15 protein-coding genes and 1 pseudogene are annotated in these 16,334 nt (G+C 70.1%); 12 read left to right on the top strand and 4 right to left on the bottom strand.

The window, feature by feature from the left end; genetic code table 11:
* Positions 1-868: 868 nt before the first annotated feature.
* From ACIBN2_RS13465 to ACIBN2_RS13430, 8 genes are all read left to right on the top strand, one after another.
* Positions 869-1,495, top strand: a complete 627-nt coding sequence (locus ACIBN2_RS13465) for a hypothetical protein (RefSeq protein WP_399134458.1) — start codon at positions 869-871, stop codon at positions 1,493-1,495.
* 65 nt (positions 1,496-1,560) lie between these two features.
* Positions 1,561-1,983, top strand: coding sequence for a phage tail protein (locus ACIBN2_RS13460; protein ID WP_399134457.1), 423 nt, complete (start codon positions 1,561-1,563; stop codon positions 1,981-1,983).
* A gap of 14 nt (positions 1,984-1,997) precedes the next feature.
* The gene (locus ACIBN2_RS13455; RefSeq protein ID WP_399134456.1) at positions 1,998-2,723 is read left to right on the top strand and encodes a LysM peptidoglycan-binding domain-containing protein; all 726 of its coding nucleotides are present in this window, start codon (positions 1,998-2,000) and stop codon (positions 2,721-2,723) included.
* Entirely contained in the window at positions 2,723-4,630 is a 1,908-nt protein-coding gene (locus ACIBN2_RS13450; RefSeq protein ID WP_399134455.1) for a VgrG-related protein, read from the top strand. The genes ACIBN2_RS13455 and ACIBN2_RS13450 overlap by 1 nt, the downstream gene beginning before the upstream one ends.
* Positions 4,631-4,715: 85 nt before the next feature.
* Positions 4,716-5,168, top strand: a complete 453-nt coding sequence (locus ACIBN2_RS13445; protein WP_393869409.1) for a GPW/gp25 family protein — start codon at positions 4,716-4,718, stop codon at positions 5,166-5,168.
* Positions 5,168-7,141 (top strand): putative baseplate assembly protein, encoded by a 1,974-nt coding sequence (locus ACIBN2_RS13440; protein WP_399134454.1) that lies wholly within the window; start codon positions 5,168-5,170, stop codon positions 7,139-7,141. Before ACIBN2_RS13445 ends, ACIBN2_RS13440 begins: the two co-directional genes overlap by 1 nt.
* Positions 7,138-7,701, top strand: coding sequence for a phage tail protein (locus tag ACIBN2_RS13435; RefSeq protein WP_399134453.1), 564 nt, complete (start codon positions 7,138-7,140; stop codon positions 7,699-7,701). The genes ACIBN2_RS13440 and ACIBN2_RS13435 overlap by 4 nt, the downstream gene beginning before the upstream one ends.
* Positions 7,698-9,065: an NADase-type glycan-binding domain-containing protein gene (locus ACIBN2_RS13430; RefSeq protein ID WP_399134452.1), complete on the top strand. Its 1,368-nt coding sequence runs from the start codon at positions 7,698-7,700 to the stop codon at positions 9,063-9,065. Before ACIBN2_RS13435 ends, ACIBN2_RS13430 begins: the two co-directional genes overlap by 4 nt.
* A 165-nt stretch (positions 9,066-9,230) precedes the next feature.
* Here ACIBN2_RS13430 and ACIBN2_RS13425 read toward each other — a convergent pair.
* Positions 9,231-9,431: pseudogene (locus tag ACIBN2_RS13425) on the bottom strand (helix-turn-helix domain-containing protein); the annotation flags it as partial.
* Between ACIBN2_RS13425 and ACIBN2_RS13420 the strand changes: the two are divergent.
* Positions 9,397-9,588: a hypothetical protein gene (locus ACIBN2_RS13420; RefSeq protein WP_399134451.1), complete on the top strand. Its 192-nt coding sequence runs from the start codon at positions 9,397-9,399 to the stop codon at positions 9,586-9,588. The pseudogene ACIBN2_RS13425 and the gene ACIBN2_RS13420 sit on opposite strands and share 35 nt — an antisense overlap.
* A gap of 24 nt (positions 9,589-9,612) precedes the next feature.
* On the opposite strand, the gene ACIBN2_RS13415 is transcribed toward ACIBN2_RS13420, so the two are convergent.
* Both ACIBN2_RS13415 and ACIBN2_RS13410 read right to left on the bottom strand, forming a co-directional pair.
* Positions 9,613-10,155 carry a dihydrofolate reductase family protein gene (locus tag ACIBN2_RS13415; protein WP_399134450.1) on the bottom strand — a complete coding sequence of 181 codons (543 nt, stop codon included), beginning with the start codon at positions 10,153-10,155 and terminating at the stop codon, positions 9,613-9,615.
* A gap of 143 nt (positions 10,156-10,298) precedes the next feature.
* Positions 10,299-11,306 carry a sigma-70 family RNA polymerase sigma factor gene (locus ACIBN2_RS13410; RefSeq protein WP_399134449.1) on the bottom strand — a complete coding sequence of 336 codons (1,008 nt, stop codon included), beginning with the start codon at positions 11,304-11,306 and terminating at the stop codon, positions 10,299-10,301.
* 140 nt (positions 11,307-11,446) lie between these two features.
* On the opposite strand from ACIBN2_RS13410, the gene ACIBN2_RS13405 reads away from it, so the two are divergent.
* The 3 genes from ACIBN2_RS13405 (at position 11,447) to ACIBN2_RS13395 (ending at position 14,532) form a co-directional block, all read left to right on the top strand.
* Positions 11,447-12,046 (top strand): dihydrofolate reductase family protein, encoded by a 600-nt coding sequence (locus ACIBN2_RS13405; RefSeq protein ID WP_399134447.1) that lies wholly within the window; start codon positions 11,447-11,449, stop codon positions 12,044-12,046.
* A 414-nt stretch (positions 12,047-12,460) separates the two neighbouring features.
* On the top strand, positions 12,461-12,889 hold the full coding sequence (locus ACIBN2_RS13400; RefSeq protein WP_399134446.1) for a hypothetical protein: 429 nt from the start codon (positions 12,461-12,463) through the stop codon (positions 12,887-12,889).
* 818 nt (positions 12,890-13,707) lie between these two features.
* Complete coding sequence (locus ACIBN2_RS13395) at positions 13,708-14,532, top strand: hypothetical protein (protein WP_399134445.1); 825 nt, start codon at positions 13,708-13,710, stop codon at positions 14,530-14,532.
* Positions 14,533-14,676: 144 nt separating this feature from the next.
* Here the strand turns inward: ACIBN2_RS13395 and ACIBN2_RS13390 are convergent, their stop codons facing one another.
* On the bottom strand, positions 14,677-16,302 hold the full coding sequence (locus tag ACIBN2_RS13390) for a tannase/feruloyl esterase family alpha/beta hydrolase (protein ID WP_399134443.1): 1,626 nt from the start codon (positions 16,300-16,302) through the stop codon (positions 14,677-14,679).
* Positions 16,303-16,334 lie beyond the last annotated feature (32 nt).

Below are 16,334 nucleotides of genomic sequence, written 5' to 3'. Positions count from 1 at the left end.
GGCCCCCTCGACGCCAGCACTGCCCGCCGACCAGCCCGCGTCATCCACCCCGACCGCGGCGGTCAACTCCGCGGTCCAGCGCGTAGCGGCCCCCTCAGCACCGATCCACCCCGCCGACCACCCTCCGTCGTCGACCCCAAGGTCGGTGGCCAACCCCGCCGTCCGGCGCGCAGGGGCCCCCTCGACGCCAGCACTGCCCGCCGACCAGCCCGCGTCATCCACCCCGACCGCGGCGGTCAACTCCGCGGTCCAGCGCGTAGCGGCCCCCTCGGCATCACCCCTCCCCACCGGCCACCCCGCGTCCTCCACGCCACCGTCGGCAACCGCCCCCGCCGTCCAAGGCACCCCGGCCCCCGCCACACCGGCGGTGCACGCCGACCATGCCCCGTCCCCCGCCCCGGCGCCGGCAGCCACCCCCGCCATTCAGCGCACCGCAGCCCCCACCGCGCCGGCACTCCCGGACAACCACCCCGCGTCGGCGTCGACAGCCACCCCGGTCATCCAACGAACGGCTGCACCTCTCCCCGTGCAACGCGCCTCTGCCGCCCCGGCGTCAGCAGCCCGCCCCTCGGGCCTGGGCACTCCGTCCACCCCGCCGTCGGTTGCCCCCGCCGTCCAGCGCACCCGGTCCGCCTCTTCCGTTGCGCGCCGCTCCCCCCTCGGCGCCCCGGTCACCGCGGCCCCCGCCGACGCCACGCCCCTCATCGGCTCCCCCGCCCCGGCGGCGCCGTCCGGGCCCACGGCGCCCCACACCGCCGTAGCGCATCACGCTCCAGCGCAACTGCCCACACACGCGGACCCACCGACCTCCACACCCGGTCCCGCCACGGCGTCGGTCTTCCCCACGACGGCCAACCCGCCGGGCTCCGTGCCCGCTCCTCCCTTCTCCACCACGCCGGTTCGGCGCCTGGCCGCCTCCACGCCCCTGCACAACTCGGCGCCCCCCACACCCACGAACGCCACCACCGGCAGCTCCCCCCTCGCCGTGGCACCCCTGACCCCTCCCCCACTCCCGGGATCAACCTCCCCCACCCCCTCCCTCCCCGGCGCGGCCCCCACCACCCCACCGCCGCCCGTCCAACGCCTGGGCCGCTTCAGCAAGTCCAAGCCCAAGACACCGGCCAAGCCCCCGGCGCACAGTGCCACCGGCGCCCTCGCCGCAGCCGCCGCCGCCACGATCGGCACCACGCTCACCAACCGCGTCTCACCGCCGACGCCACCCACGCCGCCCCGCGCCGAGGCCCCGCCCCCGTACACCCCGTCCTCCGGGAACCCGCCACCGTACGAGCCACCGCCACCGCCCGCTCAATCGGCATCAGCGCCCCCGCCGGAGTACACCGCGATCCCGCCCGGCGCCTTCGACCCCCGTGAGCTCACCGACTTCCAGCTCGACGAACTGGTCCACCGGATCATCGGCCGCATCACCCGACTGATCCGCACCGAACTCCGCATGGACCGCGAACGGATCGGCAAACTCCGCGACCCCCGCCACTGACCCACCACCCACCACCCACCACCCGCCCCCGACCCCGCACCCCACTGAACGACAGAAAGGCCGCGATGTCCCGCCAGGACCCGGGCTCCACCATCTGGTTCTCCCTCAGCATCGACGGCGAGAGCCTCGGCTACTTCAACGGATGTGAAGGGCTGGCGTCGCAGGTCGAGGTCGAGCAGCGCCAGGAGGGCGGCAACAACGGGTTCGTGTGGCAGCTGCCGACCCGGGTGACGTTCTCGAACATCCGGCTGACCCGGCCGCTGACGCCGGACACCGCCAAGGTCGCCAAGTGGATCTCGTCCGTGCAGACCGGCATCAAACGGCCCACGGCCCAGATCGCCGCGCTGCGCGCGGACGGTTCTGAGGTCGCGCGCTGGGGTCTGATCGACGTGCTGCCGGTCAGCTGGTCCGGCCCCTCCCTCGATCCGGCGAGCCCCGCCGTGGCGACCGAGGTGCTGGAGATCACCCACCACGGGTTCACGGACTGAGGGGCAGGACGAAGATGGCCAAGGGCAGCAGGGGCGGTGCGGGCAAGAGCCTCGTACGAGCCGCACTCGCGATCCACGAACCGCCGAAGGGCAAGAGCCGCACCCCCGGCGGCATCATCAAGACGTTCAGCTTCGACTTCAACCCGGCGCAGCTGTCCCTGTCCCGTCGCGCCCAGTGGAAGGTGACCCCCGCGCAGATCGAACGGGACGGCCCGCTCCCGGAGTTCATGGGTGCCGAGCCGCGCGAGATGAGCGTGGAGATCTTCCTCGACTCCTCCGACGAGCCGACGAGCAACACCGTGCTGAAGAAGGTCGAGTCGCTGCTCGGCTGCTGCGAGGTGACGACCCGGAGCATCGCCGCGAAGCAGCCGTCGCCGCCGTGGGTGGTCTTCCAGTGGGGGTCGTTCTCGACGGCCCGTTTCACGGCGTACGTCAGTGCCGTGGAGGCGAGTTACACGCTGTTCTCGACGACCGGTGTGCCCATCCGTGCCACCTGCCGGCTCCAGTTGCACGAGATCCCCAGCAAGACCAAGGGGCAGAACCCGACGTCCGGCGCGCTCACCGCGCAGCGTGTGCACCGCGTCGTCGCGGGCGACTCGCTCCAGTCCCTCGCCTGGCGCGAGTACGGGAACGCCGCCGCCTGGCGCTCGATCGCCGAGGTCAACGGCATCGACAACCCGGGGCAGTTGACGACCGGCACCGAACTCGTACTGCCGGCCGCCGAGGAGGTGCGTACCTGATGGTGCAGTCCGCCTTCTCCAACGTCGTCGATGTGAAGATCGGCGGCGCCAAGCTGCCGCCCGAGTTCGCGCCCGACCTCGTGGACAGTTACGTCGACCAGGGCGTCGGCGTGCCGGCCGCGTTCCGACTCACCTTCCGGGACCCGTACCGGCTGCTGCTGGGCAAGCTGAACATCACCTTCGGCACCAAGGTGGTGTTCTCGCCCGTCGCCGACGGCGAGGGAGCCGGAGATCCCCTGCTGACCGGTGAGGTCACCGGCCTGGAGGCCGACTACGACGGCACGGGCAGCTACACCGTCATCCGCGGCTACGACCTCGGCCACCGTCTGCTGCGCCAGCGCCGGGTGGCCGCCTACCGCAACCAGAGCGCCTCGGACATCGCCCGCAAGCTGGCCGCCAAGGACGGCGTGCCGATCGGGAGGATCCAGTCGACGAAGACGGTCTACGAGTTCATCTCCCAGTCGAACGTCACCGATTGGGACTTCCTCGCCCGGCTCGCCGACGAGAACGAGATGGTCATGTCGGTCGACGCGGACGGCAAGTTCCAGTTCGTGAAGCCCAAGTCGGCCTCCGGCGCGCCCTCGCCGAGCACCGACGGCGAGAAGAGCCCGTTCGTCCTCCAGGCCGGGCACGACATCCTGCGGCTGCGGGCCGCGGTCACCGCCGCCGACCAGGTGGGCAAGGTCGAGTCCAGGGGCTGGGACGTGACGACCAAGAAGAAGCTGACCTCCCTCGCGCCCGCGATCTCCAACCCCGGTATCACCATCGGCACTTCACCGGGCGCGGCGGCCGGGAAGTTCACCACAGCCAAGCTCGTCGAGACGGGCACGCCCTACGACAAGCAGACCGAGGTGAAGTTCGCCGCGGACGCCCTCGCCGACGACGTGACCGGCTCGTTCGCCGAGCTGGAGGTCATCGCGCGGGGAAATCCCAAGCTGCGCCCGGGAGTTCCGGTGGCGCTGGCGGACGTCGGGGTGCCGTTCGAGGGCAAGTACACGGTCACGTCCGTACGGCATGTCTTCGGCGACGGCAAGCACTACGAGTCGTGGGTGACGGTCAGCGGGAGGCAGTGGCGTTCGCTGTACGGGCTGGCCTCGGGCGGCGCGGACACCGCGCCCCGGCTGCCCAGTGTGGCCAACGCGCTGGTCACCGACGTCAACGACCCGCTCAAGCAGGGGCGGGTCAGGCTCCAGTTCCCGTGGCTGGACGACACGTACGTCAGCGACTGGACCCGTACCGTGCAGATGGGCGGTCTGGGCGGCGGCGGGATCTTCCCGCTCGACGTCAACGACGAGGTGCTGGTCGCCTTCGACCGGGGCGCGCTGGACCATCCGTTCGTGATCGGCGGGCTCTACAACGGCCGCGACAAGCCGACGGTCGTGAGTGATGTGCCCCTGCACGACACCGTGCGCAAGAAGGCGAGCCGGCACACCGTCTCCGACCGGGACGGCAACCGCATGGACCTGCTCAGCCAGAAGACCGGGATGCGCCGGCAGGGCGTACGCCTGATCTCCGGCGACAAGCAGCTGACCATCAACCTGGACCGGACGAAGACCGAGATCGTCGTGGACAGCAAGGGCTCGGTCACCATCAAGGGCAGCCGCTCGGTGTCGGTGGAGGCCGGCACCGATCTCACGCTGACCGCCCGGCGGGCCCTGACCATCAAGAGCGGCGGCCCGCTGAGCATCCAGGGCGGCGGCATGGTCAACGTCCGGGCCGCCGGCGAGATCGGACTCAACGCGCTGGGCGCGCTCAACCTGAGCGCCGTCGGCGCCGCGAGCCTCACCGGCGCGGGCACCGTGCAGATCAACTCGGCCGCCAACACGACGATCAAGGCGCCCACCACCCTGGTCGCCTCACCCGTCTTCGGCGTCACCACCATCCCCGTGCCGATGGTGATCCCGTGAGCCGCCTCCGTAGCCGTATTGGTTCCCAAGTCCGTAGCCGTATGTGTTCCCAAGTCCGCGTCCGTGGTTGGCAGGTGGGTCTCTGATGGCCGAGCAGTTCGTCGGGTCCGGCTGGTCGTTCCCCCTCCGCATCGGGCCGACCGGCGGGATCGCGCTGGTCAGCGGGGAGCGGGAGGTCGAGGAGGCCATCCGGCTCGTCCTGTCGACCGCGCCGGGCGAGCGGCCGATGCGGCCCGACTTCGGCTGCGCGATCCACGACCTGGTCTTCGCGCCGGTCAACGAGCAGACCGCGGGCCGTATCCAGCACGAGGTGCTGGTGAGCCTGGACCGCTGGGAGCCGCGCATCGAGGTCGAGGAGGTCGAGGTCACGGCCGGCGGCGACCAGAGCGTGCTGTTCATCGACGTCCGCTACTCGATCCGCGGCACCAACAACCCGCGCAGCCTCGTCTTCCCGTTCTACGTCATTCCGTCCCACGACGAGCCGGACAGCCCCGGTGCGGCCGGCACCGCCGGTTCGGCTCCTGAAAGCGACCGCTGATGGCCCTGCCCTCCCCCAACCTCGACGACCGCCGTTTCCAGCAGTTCGTGGACGACGCCAAGCGGTACATCCAGCAGCGCGCCCCGGAGTGGACCGACCACAACGTCTCCGACCCCGGAGTCACCCTCGTCGAGACGGTGGCCCACATGGCCGACCAGATCGTCTACCGGCTCAACCGGGTTCCGGAGAAGAACCATCTGGCCTTCCTGGACCTGGTCGGGATCACGCTGTTCCCGCCGTCGGCGGCCCGTACGGACGTGACGTTCTGGCTGTCGGCGCCCCAGGAGGAGGCGATCGCCGTGCCGGTGGGCACGGAGGTGGCCACCATGCGCACGGAGAGCGAGGAGGCGGTCGTCTTCGCCACCGAGCGCGAACTGAGCGTCGTACCTTGCGAGTTGGGTCATCTGCTGGTGCAGCACAAGGGTGAGCCGGCGGCCGACCGGACCCATGACCTCGCCGAGGACGACAAGGACATCCTGTGCTTCTCGGAGTCCCCCGACCCCGGTGACTGCATGCTGCTCGGCCTGACCAACGCGGTGCCGCACTGCGCGGTCGCCCTGGACCTGGACAGCCGGGTCGACGGCGTCGGCGTGGACCCGCGGCAGCCCCCGCTGGTGTGGGAGGCGTGGACGGCGGACGGCTGGCAGACCTGCGAGGTCGACCGGGACGGCACCGGTGGCCTCAACCGGCCCGGCGAGGTGATCCTGCACATCCCCGGCGGCCACGTCCTGTCCCGCAACGCCGGCCAGGAGGCGGGCTGGCTCCGCTGCCGGGTCACCGACCCGCTCCCCGGCCAGCCCTTCTACACCACCTCACCGACCATCCGCGCCGCCGAGGCGTTCACCATGGGCGGCACCACGGCCGTCGTCCACGCCGAGGCGGTCCACGACGAGGCGCTCGGCGAGTCAACGGGCCTGCCCGGTCAGCGACTTCGCCTCGCGCACGCGCCCGTGGTCGGCGACGACCCGCCGGTGCTGCTGCAGACCGCCGAGCACGACGGCTGGGAGGACTGGCAGGTCGTCCCGCACTTCGCGGCCTCGGGCCCGTACGACCGCCACATCACCGTCGACGCCACGTCCGGCGAGATCGCCTTCGGCCCGGCGGTACGGGAAGCCGACGGCGCCCTGCGCCAGTACGGCATGGTCGCCCCGAAGGGTTCCCCGATCCGCGCCCGCCGCTACCGCACGGGCGGCGGCCGGGCCGGGAACGTCGCACGCGGCGCCGTCCAGATCCTGCGCACCTCCATCCCGTACGTCTCCGAGGTCGCCAACCGCGAGGCCGCACGCGGCGGCGTGGACGGCGAGACGGTCCAGGAGGCGAAGGTCCGCGCCCCGATCACGCTGCGCGCCCAGGAGCGTGCGGTGACCCTGCGGGACTACGAGGAGCTGGCCCGCCGCGCCGCGCCCGAGACCGCCCGCATCACCTGCCTGGAGGGCGAGGAAAGCGAGCACGGGGCGTATGCGGTACGGGTGTTGGTGGTGCCTCAGGCGGTCGCGGACCCGGGCGGACGCCTGCGCTTCGAGCAACTGGTTCCCGGGGATGCGTTGTTGGAGCGCATCACGCGCCACCTGGACGAACGCCGCCTGATCGGCACGCGGTTGGCGGTCGGGCCGCCGTTCTACCAGGGCGTGACGGTCGTGGCGACGGTGCACGCGTTCCGCGGGGTGGACACGGACAAGGTGCGGCGCGACGCGCACGACGCCCTGTACCGGCACCTCGACCCGCTCACCGGTGGAGCGAACGGGAAGGGCTGGCCGTTCGGCCGCCCGGTCCAGTCGGGCGAGGTGTTCGCCGTGCTGCAGCGCGTACCCGGCGTGGAGCTCGTCGACGAGGTGGTCCTGCACCCGGCCGACCCACTGACCGGCAAGCGCGGTGAGGCGACGGACCGGATCGACCTGTCGGCGCCGTCGCTGGTGTTCTCGTTCGACCACCGCGTACGGGTGATCGGAGACGGTGAGGGGGCCCGCGGATGAGGGGTTCCATCGACGGCCTGGAGTCCTCCGCACCGATCGGCCTGATGCTGCCGGCGGTGTTCGCCGACGACGACTTGGCCCAGCGTTTCGTCGCCGGCCTGGACGAGGTGGTCGCGCCGATCCACAACGTCCTCGACTGCCTGGACACGTACTTCCGCCCGTCTCTGACCCCGGTCGACTTCGCCCACTGGCTGGGCAGTTGGGTGGGCGCGGAGACGGACGGCAGCGAACCGGAGCCGCTCCTGCGGGCCGCGGTGGCCGCCGCGGCGTACCTGCACCGCATCCGGGGCACCGGGCGCGGCCTGTCGGAGGCGGTCCGCCTGGCCTTCGGCGCCGAACCGCAGATCACGGAGAGCGGGGCGGCGGACTGGAGCGCCCGCCCGCTGGGGCCGGTACCCGGCGCCAGGCGCCCCCACCTCCACGTTCACCTGCGCCTGCCGAACCCGACCCCGGCGGACCACCACCGCCTGGACACCCTCGTGGCGGCCGCCCGCCCCGCCCACATGCCCTACACGGTCGAACTGACCGCCGCCCCCGCCGAAAGGACCCCGTCCTCATGACGACCACCCACAACTGCGCCGACTGCGGCACCCGCGCGGAACCGGGCCAGTCGTTCTGCGACGCCTGCGGGGCGGTGCTGAGCTGGAAGGACCGGGCGAACGCCGCGAGCGGTGCGGCCTCCGGCGAGGCGTCGCGCGGCGAGGCGGAGGGGGCGGCGGCGTTGGCGGCCGGTTCGGCCGCGTCCGCGTCCGCGCCGGCGCCGAGCAGCACGCGTACGGCAACGGCGTCGGCGCCCCGCGCCGAGGCGGCAGTCCCGAGCACTCCCGAGCCGCCTCGGACCGCGCCCACGGATGACACGGCCCCCACGGAACCCGTCCCGGCTGTGGCGGCGACGACCCCGCTGCCCACGGCCACTCCGGGCCCGGCACCGGCACCGGCACCGGCAGATCCCGTAGGCCCTGGCGCTGGCCCTGGCTCTGATGCGGGCACGCCCCCCACACCCCCGTCGTCCAACCCCGAGGGCATGACGGACCGAGCCCGTCAGCTGCTCGTCCCGGTGGCCGACCCGGAGCCGCGCCCCGCGGCGGAGCCGTCGGTCGCGCCGGTCCTGCCCGGCCGCCCGGCGCCGCAGCGCCCGCAGACGGTCAGGGCCCCCGGCGAGGAGCTCGGCGCCAACGGCGGTACACCGTGCCCCTGGTGCTCCACCCGCAACCGCCCCGACCGCCACTACTGCACCCGCTGCGCGATGCCGATGGCGGGCGAGACGCAGACTCCGGGCCGACTGCCGTGGTGGCGGCGGCTGTTCGGGGCCGGCAGCCGGGAGACCCCGTGGGCGGGCGACCGCCCGCGCCTGCGCCGCACCTTCGACCGCGTACTGACCTGGCTGGGCGCGGCGATCGTCCTGACCCTCCTGATCGTCCTCGGCTTCAACATCCCCAAGGGCGTCCAGGCGACGAAGGACCACTTCTCCAAGCGGGCCGCGGTCGAACCGGACGCCTGGAGCGCGTCGCGCTCGTACCCGGGCCACAAGCCGGAACTGGCGGGCGACAAGCTCAACAACACGTGGTGGGGCCCGGGCGTCTCGGAGACGGGCGAAGGGCAGTGGCTGCAGGCCAAGTTCGACGTTCCGACGCGCCTGCTGGACCTGATCATCACCCCGGGCGTCTCCGTCCGCCCCGACCAGATCTCCCAGTCGGCGCGCCCCCACCGCCTGGAGGCCACCATCACCCTCTCCAACGGCAAGACCGTCAAGCGCCAGGTCACCCTCGACCCGGGCGCCGGCGGCCAGCGCATCCCCTTCCGCGTCGGCACGGTCAGCTCGGTCCGCTTCACGATCGAATCGGCCAGCGGCACGTCGTCGAAGAAGCAGGTGGCCATCGCGGAGATCGAGTTCTTCGGGCCGTCCAGCGCCAACTCGGCCTGACGTCTTCACGTACGGCCGAATGCGGTGGCGTCCGGGATGTGGGGAACGGCACCGGGGGTGGCACGGCCACGCGCTCGGTGCCGCGCCGTGACGCGGTGGCGCGGCGCTGCGGATATCCGTCGGCGACAGCCCGAACCCGGCTCTCAGTGCCCGGCTTAGGTGGGCGGGGTCGTGCAGGCCCCGGTGCGCGGCGATCGTCGCGGTGGTGAGATGGCGGAGCGCCGGGTCGGCCAGGTCCCTGCGGATGCGGTGGAGGCGTTCGCGGCGGACCCACGCGACGAAGGAGAGGCCGGCGGCCCGCCGTAAAAGATGGTGCAGGTGCCGTGGCGAGATGCCGTGGGCGCGGGCGGCGGTGGCGACCGACAAGTCCGGGTCGTCGAGGTCGGCGCTGGCGAACGCGGTGATGCGTTCGGTCAAGTCGCAGGGGACAGCGGCCCGTTCGGGCGTGGTGTCCGCGTACATGGCGATGGGCAGCGCGCTCAGGACGCGTGCGTGGACACGCCTCAAGAAGCCCGGATCGTGATCGTGTTACGAGCTCTTACGGATCTCAGTTCGTCGTCTCGTAGGTCAGCTTCACGACCTTCGAGAAGGTCTTTACGGCTGTGAGCCTCAGTTTGGCGGCTTGACCTTCTTGGAAATACTGCTTGCCGCGTCCCAGCAGTAGGGGGTAGATGGTGAGGTCTATCACGTCTATCAGCCGTTCCCGCAGCAGCGTCTCTCCGAACAGGCCGTGGCCCAGGATCAGCAGGTTCCCCCCTTCTTGCTGCTTGAGCCGGGTCACCTCGGCGACGACATCGCCTCGAACGATGATCGCATTGCCCCAGTCGGCCTTTTCCAGCGTGGAGCTGAACACGTATTTCGCCATTGTGTTGAGCCGGTCGGCCCACATCGGCTTGTGGGTCCCGCCGCCGTAGAGCTTGGCGAATGCCTCATAGGTGTGGCGGCCGAACAGGATCGCGTCGCATGCCGTCAGCAAGCCCAAGCCGTCGCGCAGGTATGCCTCGTTCTGGTATTCGCCGACTCCCATACCCACCGGGTCTTCGAAGACGCCGTCCGCCGACACCAGTACGTACTCGATCAACTTCCGCATAACGCCTTCCTTCGATCTCGTCTGGACGGTTCGGCGCACTGTGGAGTGCGCCCACATCTGCTCAGATCCCACCATTGGGTAGAACTGGGCGGCCTGCACCACAATGCCCAGATCCAGCTGCTACCGACGCCAAATCGTTGGGATCACAATGCACTCGGGAGGGATTGCGGCAGGCCGAATGCGGGAAAGACGGTGTTTTCGAAGCGGGTTATGGCGCTGATCCCGTTGCCGGCGAGGGTGAGGACGAAGAGGCCGACTCCGTGGATTCCGGTGGGGGTGCGTTGGTAGACCCCGAATGCCGGCTGACCGTTGGCTCGCGTCGGCACCAGTGCGGATCTGTGTCCCGAGCCGAAAACGAACGCGCAGAATCGGGCCACGCTTTCTCGGCCCCGGTATTCCAGCGGTATCGGTGGCATCGACATGAAGACGTCGTCGGTCAACAGCGCCACCAACGCGTCGATGTCGGCGGATTCGTAGGCGCGGACGAACTTCGCCACGATCGCGTCCTCGGCCGGTGAGTCGCCGGCAGTCGTCACCGGCAGTCGCCGCCGCATTCCCGCACGCGCGCGTTTGAGGGCGCTCTTGACTGATTCGACGGTCGTGTCCAGCATGTCGGCTACCTCGTTCGCGTGGAATCCGAGGACGTCACGCAGGATGAGGACGGCGAGCTGGCGAGGCGGCAAGATCTGCAGGGCGGTCACGAAGGCCAGGGAGATGGATTCGGTTTGCTCGTAGCGCGCCTCGGGACCGAGCGGCACATTGATCGCACCGTCCAGCAGAACGTCGGGATAGGGCTCGAGCCAGTGGATTTCGCCGAGTCCGGTGGGTTGCGGTGGTTCGATTCCCGGGATGTCCCACGCCTTCGCGGGACGTCGGCGGGCGGCGCGCAGCGCGTCGAGGCACCGGTTGGTGGCGATGCGGTAGAGCCAGGAGCGAACCGAGGCGCGCCCGTCGAATCGTTCGAGGCCTCGCCAGGCGGCGAGCATCGTGTCCTGCAGAACGTCCTCGGCATCCTGAAACGATCCGAGCATCCGGTAGCAGTGCACCTGTAGCTCGCGGCGGTGTGGCTCGGTCAGCGCTCGGAATGCCTCGCCGTCGCCGGCCTGCGCCCTCGACATCAAGTCCGTTCTCGCCAATTCCACTCCCGCCACCTCACTCCTCCTCGTGTGCAGTTCCGCACTGTATGGACGCCGGCCAAGGCGGAAACGGGGCGCTCGCTCAGCGCCTCCTTTACCGACGCGGCGGCGCCTACACCTGCGACAGCCGACAACATTGTTCAAAGGAGCAGGTAATGGGAAAGATCGTCCTCACCTCGAACGTCACACTCGACGGAGTGGTCCAAGACCCGGACGGCGAGGAAGGCTTCGATCGGGGCGGCTGGTTCCACCAGTACGTCGGGGCCAAGGACCTCCAAGACTGGGTCGCCCGCGAGACGCAGGAGGCCCTCGATGCCGAGGTGCTGCTGCTGGGCGGGCGGACCAATGAGTGGTTCGCGGACCGGATGACAGAGCGCAATGTGGCGGAGGGCCGCGTGAGCCCGGAGTGGGCGAACAGGGTGCGAAGCATGCCCAAGTACGTCGTGTCGTCGACTCTGGAAGAGCCGCGGTGGAGCAACGTCACCACCCTGCGCGGTGATGCGGTCAAGGAGGTTTCGCAGCTGAAGCGGCAGGTGGACGGAGAAATCCTGATCTACGCCAGCTATCAACTCGCGCGCACACTGATGGAATACGACCTGCTCGACGAACTGCGGCTGGTCATTTTCCCGGTCGTGCTGGGAACCGGCCTGCGCCTGTTCGACGGGACCAGCGACAACAAGCCGCTACACCTGGTCGACGCACGAAAGCTCGGTGACGGCCTGGTGTTCTACGCCTACGAATTTGCGCAAGGCTAACCTCGATCTTTCTCGACGGTCCGCCGACGGAGTCGGCGGACCGTTTCGCATTTCGTGAGGGGTCGCAGGCAGGCCAAGGGCCCGGGTGTCGCGTCGGGTGAGCGCCGGGTTCCACTGCCGGGGCTGTGGTGCCGATCCTCGCAGGGGCGGCGATACGGGACGCGTACCCCCGAGACGTGGCAGTCGGCTCGGCGGGGAAGCGCGGCTGATAGCGAGGCGGCGCGGGGCCATGGCTCGGATGCGTTCCGTCATGCGTGGGGACCTCGCCATCGGACCCTCGGTATCGAGTGATCAGACCCGACCCACCCTCGATCACCTTCACCCACCACCCCTAAGTAACCGCCTTGACAGGTGATGAAAGCTCTTGAGAACCTCTCGTCACCAGTCAGAGCGGTTACTTTGGATGTGGACACCATGACAGTCGTACGGTTCGAACTCGTCTCCCAACTCGGCCCGAAGGACGTGCTGGAGGTGCTGACCGACTTCAGCCCCGCGCGCGCCGAAGCCTGGCCCACGATCGACGCCGAGCGCTTCGACGTCCATGAGCTGGGCGCCACTTGGGCCGAGGTGACCGAAGGGACCGCCGCGGCCTGGGAGCGGGCGCGCTACGAGTGGGAGCCGGGCGGGGACACGGTCATTGTCACCACGCTCGATTCCAAGCATTTCGGAGCCGGTGGCGGCTGGGTCTTCCGGATGACCGCGGAGGGCGACGGCACCCGCGTCGCCGTCGAGCTGACGCGGCAGCCGAGCACCCTCAAGGGCAAGATGCTCGCCTCGCTGCTCCCCCTGGTCACGCCTTCGTCCCTGCGCAAGTCCTTCTCAGGCCCGCTGCAGGCACGGTGACGCGTGCGGGCTCAGATCCCGAGGGTTCATCGATGAGGGGCCGGCAGCGTGAGCTGTCGGCCCCTTCGGCATGCCGCCGTGCGTGAGTGACCATCTGCGAACATGCCAGTCCGCCCCAACCTATCCGCGAGGGTCGACGGTTTCGGACCATCCCACCGATAGCCCCCAGGTACCGCTTGTCTTGCTCGTGACCGATACTGCAACGTCTTTGTGGGTGCGACTGATAGCCATCTCGTTGTACTGCCCGGGGTCGCCGTTTGCGCAGACGACCGTGTAGCTCACCAGAGAGCCAACACTGACGTCGATCGTTCCGGAGCCCGAACAGATCACCGCCACTTCCAAGGTGCCCGGCTGAATTCGAAGGATCTCCGGAAACGAGCTAGGCCCGACTTTTCCAGCTGCTGTGATGAACGTCTGTTGCGCGTCGACAAGTTGGGGCGTAATGCGAGGGCCTACGTCGCCCGAGAGTGGGGCGGAGCGCGCTTCCGACGAGGCTGTTTCGGCTGGTGTCCCCCTCGCGGAGGCGTGGCGATCCCCGCTTGACGCCGACGTGGTGCATCCGGTCAACGCGACGAGAGCCACCGCAATGATGAATCCTGCTCGTGCCATGCGCACCACCCGATCCCCTGCTTCTCTGGATGGAAGCGGCTGGTCAGGCCGCCGGTCAGGGACCCTATGGATCAATGAGTACGCCGTGTGCAAAATTGAGTGAATCCTGAGGTTGAAGTCGCTCGGCGAGCGCCCCTGGCCGGCGCGAAGTCCCCTTCGGAATAAGGCTGCACAGTCCTCCGCGGGCTCGGGGCGCCTGACGTGTCCGCGTGACCTCAGCAGAGACGTCCTCGTCGATACTGCACGGCAGACGCCGTACCTCCATCCGCCTTCGGGGCGGAGCGGTATGGCTGACCGCGGGCGGCGTACGGCGCCGGATACCTGTGGCGGCGATAGAACGAATCGATGTCCACGGCCTCAAGGGCCGACGGCTGACCGTCGTATTGACGGGCGACGAGCCCGCGACGTACCGCCTCAGCTGTCGCAGCGGCCTCGCCGTGCACGAGTTCGCGCAGGCGGTCCGGCGTGCACTGCCCGTACGAGACGCCGACGAACCGCGGCCGGACAGGGCCGGCCTGGTGGCCGAGGAGCCCATGGAGCCGGTGGCGCCGAACCGGCGCCGGCAGCTGTGGTGGGGCCTGGGAGCTGCCTATGTGCTGGTGTTCGTCCTGCTGGTGGCCACCGGCGCCGGAGCGGGCCCGGCACTCCTCTGGGTGGCGGCTCCTGAGGCGCTCGGCGGCGGGGGATTCGGCGCGCACGTGGGATGGAAGATGGTCCGGGAAGCCTGGGGAATGCGTACCCGGGGCATCACGGTGGAGGGACGGCTGCAGGGGTCCGGCCGGTACAACGACGTCGAGCACCACACCTACGCATACGTCGACGACAAGGGCGAACGGCGCGAGCTCACCACCTCGGAGGACAGCAGCGAGCGGGCCGAGATCACGTACGACCCCGCGGCCCCCGAGTCCGCCCAGATCGGGCGGGGTACGACGGGCTGGCTGGTGTTCGGTGCCGTGCTCATCCTGCTGTTCGGCCCGCTTCTGCTGGCGGGCGTCTCCTTCATGGTGGTGGGGGTGGCAGCCCTCGTCTTCTGAAGCAGCGACCTGCGACATAAGCGACCTTCGAAGTGCCCGGACTGGCCGGTGAGCCGGCGAGGAGTAGCTGCGTAGCGACCCGGTCTCGGATCGGCACCCACAGCAAGTCCACGCCGGCTGACGGGGGCGTGTGGTCGGCCGCGGTCAGTGCCGGGACGGGAACACGCACCGGAAGCTGGACCCCGCGTGCGCGTCACCCTGGCCCGTGTAGTGGGAGATCGACGGGTACCTGCACAGGTTGCGGGTGACCTGCCGGCCATCCGCGTTGATCAGGGTGGCGGGGAGGGTCTTGGGGGCCTTGCCGTGTTCGACCCAGGCGGTCAGGGCGCCGAGGTCGTCCGTCGTGCCGTGGCCCTGGTTCAGGCCGCAGTGGGGTGTGCCCGGGGCGAGGAAGAGGCGGTAGAAGTCGTCGACCCGCTGGGCGCCGCCCAGCTCGCGCTCGACCTGCCGGCGGTACTGCACGGTGCCCTGGGTGGGGATGTACTGGTCGGCCCGGCCGTGCCAAGTGAGCAGCTTGCCGCCGGAGTTACGGAAGGCGGACAGGTCGGGGTCGTCGGTGCCGATGACCTTGTCGTACTCGGCCTCGGACTGCTGGAACAGGCGGGTGAACCGGCTGTACGTGATCTTCGAGAGGTCGAGGGACGGGTCCTTCGCCACCCACTGGGTGACCCAGGCGGCCGGTACCGGGAACGGCGCTCCTGCGACGTTTCCATCGGCGTCCGGCGGAGTGATGCCTGCCAGGGCCGACAGGTCGGCTCCGACCGGGACTCCGGACCACAGCTGTTTGCCCGAGGCGGTGCGCGGGCCGTCCCAGATCTTGCGGACAACGGCGGCGTCGGACGCCGTGATGGTCAACTCCGCGCCCTTGCAGTCGACTTTGGTACCGATCAGCCGCCGCGGGTCGAAGCCGCACCGCTGCGGATCGTCGACCAGGCCGTCCTTGACGCCGTCGAGGGAGTCGCAGATCTTGACGGCGGCGTTGGTGAAGGCGGCGAACTCGCAGTCGGTCGGGTAGGTCTTCTCGTTGTTCATGACCACCTGCGGCCACAGGGTGGCGACTTCGAACTCGTCCCAGTTGATCGCGGGCGCGTTGGCGAGGATGCCGTCGTAGTCGTCGGGGTGGCGCTGGGCCTCCATGTAGCCCTGGCGTCCGCCGGTGGAGCAGCCGTTGAAGTAGGCGTAGGAGGCGGGTTTGCCGTAGAAGCCGTCGATGACCTCCTTGGCCACGACGGCGGCCTCGTGCTCGGAGCGGCTGGCGAAGTTCTTCAGCAGGGTCGTATCGACCTGGCCTGTGCTGTTCAGGGCCCAGTCGGTGTCGATGTACGTGCTGACGCCGGCGTCGGTGGTCGCGGCGGCGTAGCCGTTCTTGACGGCGGCAGCCAGGCCCGCGCCGTAGTCGCCGGCGGCGTACGCCTGGCCGCCGAGGGTCTGGAGACGGCCGTTCCAGGTGTTCAGGGGGAGCCAGACACGCACCTTGGCGTGGTCTCCCCGGCCCGGGTGGGTCAGGGTCACCGTCAGGTCGCAGAACGCCGGTACGTCGCCGATGTGCTGCTCGGGCAACGGGGTGACCGGGGGCACGTCGACGGTGCCTGCGGCGTGGGCGGCCGCGGTCACGGTCTCCACCTTCGTGCCGACGGGTGCCTTCACGGATACCGAACGGCACTGCTGTGCATAGGAGTTGGTGCTCTGGGGCTGCGCCGAGGCGGTCGGCAGGTATACGGCCGCGGCGAGCGGCACTGCGGCCGCGAGGACGGTCAGGAGTCGTCTCATTGCGTATCCATCCGAGGAGTTCGGCGTGCGCC

The organism is Streptomyces sp. NPDC050534 (assembly GCF_044457745.1).
Taxonomy (GTDB): Bacteria; Actinomycetota; Actinomycetes; order Streptomycetales; family Streptomycetaceae; genus Streptomyces.
Note: the sequence above shows the minus strand (reverse complement) of the source record. Positions and strands in the feature narration are given on the sequence as shown.